Origin of the sequence: uncultured Amaricoccus sp., assembly GCF_937891315.1 — a bacterium.
Taxonomy (GTDB): domain Bacteria; phylum Pseudomonadota; class Alphaproteobacteria; order Rhodobacterales; family Rhodobacteraceae; genus Amaricoccus.
Window position 1 is genome coordinate 1 of the sequence record NZ_CALAGI010000183.1, and the last position, 5407, is coordinate 5407.

General features: G+C 71.3%; 3 protein-coding genes. 1 reads left to right on the forward strand and 2 read right to left on the reverse strand.

Annotation, left to right across the window (positions count from 1 at the left end; translation table 11 throughout):
• Positions 1-2010: hypothetical protein (locus Q0480_RS17900; RefSeq protein ID WP_299135052.1), on the reverse strand; the 2010-nt coding region annotated here is incomplete at its 3' end.
• 354 nt (positions 2011-2364) lie between these two features.
• Here Q0480_RS17900 and Q0480_RS17905 point away from each other — a divergent pair.
• Positions 2365-3102 (forward strand): hypothetical protein, encoded by a 738-nt coding sequence (locus tag Q0480_RS17905; protein ID WP_299135054.1) that lies wholly within the window; start codon positions 2365-2367, stop codon positions 3100-3102.
• A gap of 101 nt (positions 3103-3203) precedes the next feature.
• On the opposite strand, the gene Q0480_RS17910 is transcribed toward Q0480_RS17905, so the two are convergent.
• Positions 3204-5407: sialidase family protein (locus Q0480_RS17910; RefSeq protein ID WP_299135056.1), on the reverse strand; the 2204-nt coding region annotated here is incomplete at its 5' end.

The window sequence follows — 5407 nt, forward strand, 5'->3', positions numbered from 1 at the left end:
CGCGTCCTTCTGGGCATAGAGCCGGGTCAGCTGCTCGGAAATCTCGGCGAAGGGGTTCTCGCCCGGTGCCTCCAGCGCGGCGATCCGGTCGCGCAAGCTCGCCTCGGCGGCGGCGCGCACCGCCTGGGCGGCGTCGAGCCGCGCTGCGAAGGCATCGAGCACGGCGCGGGGATCGCGGGCGGCGATATCGGCCTCCATGTCGCGCAGCCGGGTCTCCAGCGGCGCGAGCCGGGCCTGGACCGCCTCGAGATTCGCATCCTTCTGCGCGTAGAGCCGGGTCAATTGCTCCGAGATCTCGGCGAAGGGGCTCCGGTCGGCCGCCTCCAGCGCGAGAAGCCGGGCCTGGGCCGCCTCCAGCCGTTCGGCGAAGCGGTCGAGGGCGACGCGCGGATCCTGGGCCGAGAGCCCGGCCTCGACCTCTTCGAGCCGCGCCTCCAGCGGCGCGAGGCGGGCGAAGACGGTCTCGACCGTCGCGTCCTTCTGGGCATAGAGCCGGACCAGCTGTTCCGAGATCTCGGCGAAGGGGTTTTCCGCCGGCGCCTCCAGCGCGAGGAGCCGGTCGCGCAGGGCGCCCTCGGCTTCCAGTCGCGCGGCCTGCGCCGTCTCCAGCCGCTCGGCGATCCGGTCGAGCGCCACGCGCGGATCCTGGGCGGCGAGCCCCGCCTCGACCTCGGCGAGCCGGGCTTCGAGCGGCGCGAGGCGGGCGAAGACCGTCTCGACGCTCGCATCCTTCTGGGCATAGAGCCGGGTGAGCTGGGCCGAGATCTCGGCGAAGGGATTCTCGCCCGGGGTCTCCAGCGCGGTGATCCGGTCGCGCAAGGATCCCTCGGCTTCCAGTCGCGCGGCCTGGGCCGCTTCCAGCCGCTCGGCGAAACGGTCGAGGGCGACGCGCGGATCCTGGGCGGCGAGGCCGGTTTCCATCTCGGCGAGCCGCGCCTCCAGCGGCGCGAGCCGGGCGAAGACCGCCTCGACGCTCGCGTCCTTCTGGGCATAGAGCCGGGTCAGCTGCTCGGAAATCTCGGCGAAGGGGCTCTCGCCCGGGGTCTCCAGCGTGGCGACCCGGGTCTGGATCGCCTCCAGCCGCTCGGCGAAACGATCGAGCGCGGCGCGGGGGTCGCGCATGGCCTGGGTTTCCTCCAGCGTGGCGATCCGGGTCAGCAGCGTCTCGACCAGCGCCTCCTTCTGGGCATGGAGCCCGCCGAGCCGCTCGGCGATCGCCGCCACCGGGCCGGCCCCGAGTTCCGTCCGAAGCTCGGTCCTGAGCGCGGTCAACTCGACCTGGCCCGCTTCCTGGGCGCCGCGCAGCGTCTCGATCCGCGCCTCCAGCCGGGTCAGCGTCTCGCGGCCCTGGCCTTCGGTGGCACGCGCCGTCTCGATCTCGGCGAGCCGGGCCTCGAAGGGCGCGAGCCGGGCCAGCATCGCCGCGATCCCCTCGTCCTTGCGGGCATAGAGCCGCGAGAACTGCTCGGCCAGCGCCGCCTGCGGCGCGGCCTCGGCCTCGGCCCGGACCGCGAGCCCGGCGACGCGCTCCTCGAAGGCCACCGCCTGGCTCGCCTGACTGGCGCGCAATTCGTCGATCCGGGTCTCCAGCCGCTCGAAGAGGCCGCGGGCCTCGGCGAGGTCGCCCATCTGCTCCAGCGCCCGCAGCCGGGCGCGCAGCTGGTCGAGCCCGGCGAGCGCGGTCTCGAGCGTGGCGTTCTTGTCGCGGATCAGCCCGACCAGCGAATCCGCCATGGCGCGCAGCCGCTCCTCGCCGCCACCGGCCTGGGCCTCGATCCCCGCTTCGATCCGGGCCTCGATCTCGTCGAGCCGAAGCTCCAGGCGCCGGGTCATCGGATCGGATGCCGATCCGCCGGCCTCCTCCTCCCGGACCCCCGCCGCGCGCCGCTCGCCCCGGGCGAGCGACTTGGCCAGAGACCGGGCCCGTGTGCGCCTTGCGAGTGCGACGGCGAGCAGGAAGATCGCGAGCGCGCCGAGCGCGAGCCCTACCATGACGCTGATCTCGTACATTCCGATTGTCCTGTCTGATCGCCCGCGGCACCGAGGCCTTTCCCTTAACTCAGTCGAAATGGTTAGAGCGGGGTTAATGTTTGCAATGCTTTAACCAAGACCCTCCCCGCCCTGGCGATACCCCCGCCCATGAGGCTTGCCACGGAAGGCCCGCCTTGCGCGCCGGGCGGCGCGCAAGGCGGGCAGCCATGTCGCACAGCGACCACACGCGTTAAGGATGCGGCGTTTCCGCGGCGAACCCATATCGATTCAAATTGACTTCATCCTGCCGAAAAAATACTCTGACTCCGGGGTTTAAGGGGTTTTTGTACCATGTTTACGAGTATGCGTGTCCGCTCGCGGGCGGTTTTCGCCGTGTCCGCGCTGTTGATGACTCTGGCAGCGGGCGCCCAGGCCGCGACGGTCAATCTGACATCCTTCGGTCGATCCGATCTCGCCGGCGCGCAGCGGGCGCACGACGATTTCCTCAGCCAGTACACCGTCAGCAACCTGCGGTCCGAGACATTCGAGGACAAGGCGGCCTGGAACGGCGCCGCCGGCACCACCAATCCGCAGAACACCAATGTCGGCGGCTTCACCACGCTCGGCGGCACCGGCTCGGGCGCGTCGCACATCAATGGCGGCACCGGCCTCGAGGTGCGCGGTGACAACGACATGAACTGGGGCCGCTTCAACGCGGACCGACTCGACAACGACCTGATCGGCGGCAAGTGGCTCGACAGCAACGACACGCTCGGCATGAAGTGGGAGGTCAGCGGCCTCGGCGCCTTCAACGCGCTCTCCTTCTTCCTGATCGACGCGGCCGACGTGGGCGGCAAGTTCTCGATCAAGGTCGGGGAGTCGCTGTTCTCGCAGGTGCTCGGCGCCGCCGGCCGCGCCGCCAACGGCAATATCCAGCTGGTGACCATCCTCCTGCCGGAGGCGGTGACCAGCCTGACGGTCGAGCTGTTCAACGACCGGCTGAACGACGGCTTCGGCATCGACGGCGCCAGCGTCGCCAATGTCGCGCCGATCCCGGTGCCGCCCGCCGCCGCGCTGCTCCTCACCGGCGTGCTGGCCCTCGGCGCCCTCGGCCGCCGCCGCCGCGCCTGACGCCTTCGCCCAAGGCTGCCCGGGGGGTCGTGCCTCCGGGGATCATCCCGTCCCCCGGCGCCCGCGCCGGGGGATTTTCGTTTCCGCCGGTCCGACCGAGCTCACGGCGTGAGCGCGATATTGTTCGGCCGGGCACCTGGGCCGGCGCCGACCGTGCCCTCGGTGGCGTAGGGCGGCGCCAGCATCCGGGTGCCGGCCTCGCCGCCGGAGAAGAGCTCGCCGGTCACCGGGCTCACCTCGAACCCCTGCCCCACCGCGTTGGTGCTGTCGTAGGTCATGTTCTCCCAGGTCGCGCCCTCATCGAGGCTGCGCAGGATGTTGCGCATGCCGGGATGCATGAGCTGGGCATAGAGGATCAGCGGCGCCTCCGGCGCGCGGGCGGCGTGGTGCCAGTCGATGGCGAGCCGGCTGACGCCGTTGCCGTCGCTCCGGTCCAGCGCCTGCCAGATGTCGCAATGGCGCCAGCCGCCGGTCCGCGTGTCATAGCGCGAGACGCTGCCCGGCACGCCGCCGCCCGCGCCGGTCGGAGCGGCGACGAAGACGACGTGCGGATCGCGCGGATCCACCCGGAAGATCGGCGCGTCGAAACCGCTCTCCGGCCCGCCGCGCAGCGAACCCCGGCGGTAGGTGAGCACGAGGCTCCAGCTCTCGCCCCGGTCGGTCGATTTCCAGAGATTGGCGTAGGGCGCCTTGCCGCGATGGTCGGCGGCGTAGATCGTCGGCCCGCCGGGCCCCGCCGCCGCGCGCGAGACGCCGAGCACCATCATCGTGGTGCCGAGCACCCGGAGCGTCTCCATCCGGGTCCAGCTCGCGCCGCCGTCCGCCGAGCGGTGGTCGTTCACATAGCAATAGGCCGGCTCGCTCAGCGCGTAATTGATCGACCAGCAGCGGATCGTCGTCGCCTCGGGGCCGACCGAGGGCCCCACCGCCCGCCAGCTGGCGCCGGCGTCGGGCGAATAGACCAGCGTGCTGGCGTTATAGTCGCCGATCGCCGCCACGATCTCGGTCGAGCCCGGCACCGGCCGCAGGGCGCAGACATTGGAGGTGGTCCTGGTCGAATTTGTTCGCAGTGCGAGATCGGCGTAACCCGCCACCGAGGCATAGGTCTCGAACCGGTCGGTGGTGGCGAGGATGCCCATGTCGGCGTGCGGCATGAAGATGCGCGCGGGATCGAAATGGTCGAACATGAACTCGGTCGAGACCGTGGCATTGCCATAGCAGAAGCCGGAGGCGCCCTCGTTGGAGAAGACCCAGTTGATCCGGTCCGAGGTCCGGAACAGGTGACCGCGGGCCGAGGCGAAGGCGCTCGCCAGGTTCGTCGGATGCCAGCGAACGGCGGAGGGCTCGCCGGTGATCTCGCGCCACCAGCCGGCGGAGGAGCCCGGCTTCTCCGGCACCTCGCAGCGAGTCCAATCGGACTCGGCGCCGGCGTATCCCAGCCGTGCCAGCGTGTTGGTCGAGACCTCCGCCTGGTCGAAGATCCCGAAGCTCGAGCCGCGCCGGGGAAGCCGGACGCAGATGTCCCAGTTCGCCGGATGCGGGAAGGCCCGGCGCAACTTGCTCCAGGCGAAAAGCTCGGTCGCGGCGCCGGCGAAGGCGTCCTCGGTGTAATAGCCGCCCTGGCCGTCGATGCTCACGAAGATCCGATCGCCCCGTGCCGGATCGATCTCGATATGGGTGCAGGCCCCCTCGGGCAGGGCCGCGCCCGGCCCGACCCGGTCCCAGCGGACCCCGGCGTCCCGGGAGCGGAACAAGCCCAGGCTCGTCCCCATCCAGATCAGCGCCGGATCGGCGGGCGAGACCGCCACGCGGAAGACGTCGTCGCCGAACAGCGCGGGCGGCAGCGCGCGCGCGCGGCGAACCCAGCTCACTCCGTGGTCGTCGCTCATCCAGACACCGCTGTCGGCGGGCGTGTCGTCGCGGAGCGGGCGCCCGGCGAAGGCGCAGTACCAGCGCCGCGCCCCGCGGTCGTCAATCGAGCCCGGCGCGTAGACCATCGTGTCCGCCACGATCCGCGGCTCTCCCACGGGTCCGGTCGGCTGGACCCTGGCGAAAGTCACCCCGCCATCGGTCGTGCGCCAGATGCCCGCCTGCGCCTGGGCCCGGACACTCACCCGGTTGTGGCACTGGACCATGAAGATGTCCGGATTCACCGGATCGACCGCCCCGCCGAGGAAATAGGCGTTCCGGAGGCCCCGGGCGACGCAGACCCGCCAGGTCGCCCCGCCGTCGTCCGAGCGCCGGATCGGACCGACGTCCTGGCCGAGATAGATCCGGTCCGGATGGCTCGCCGAACGGGCGACGC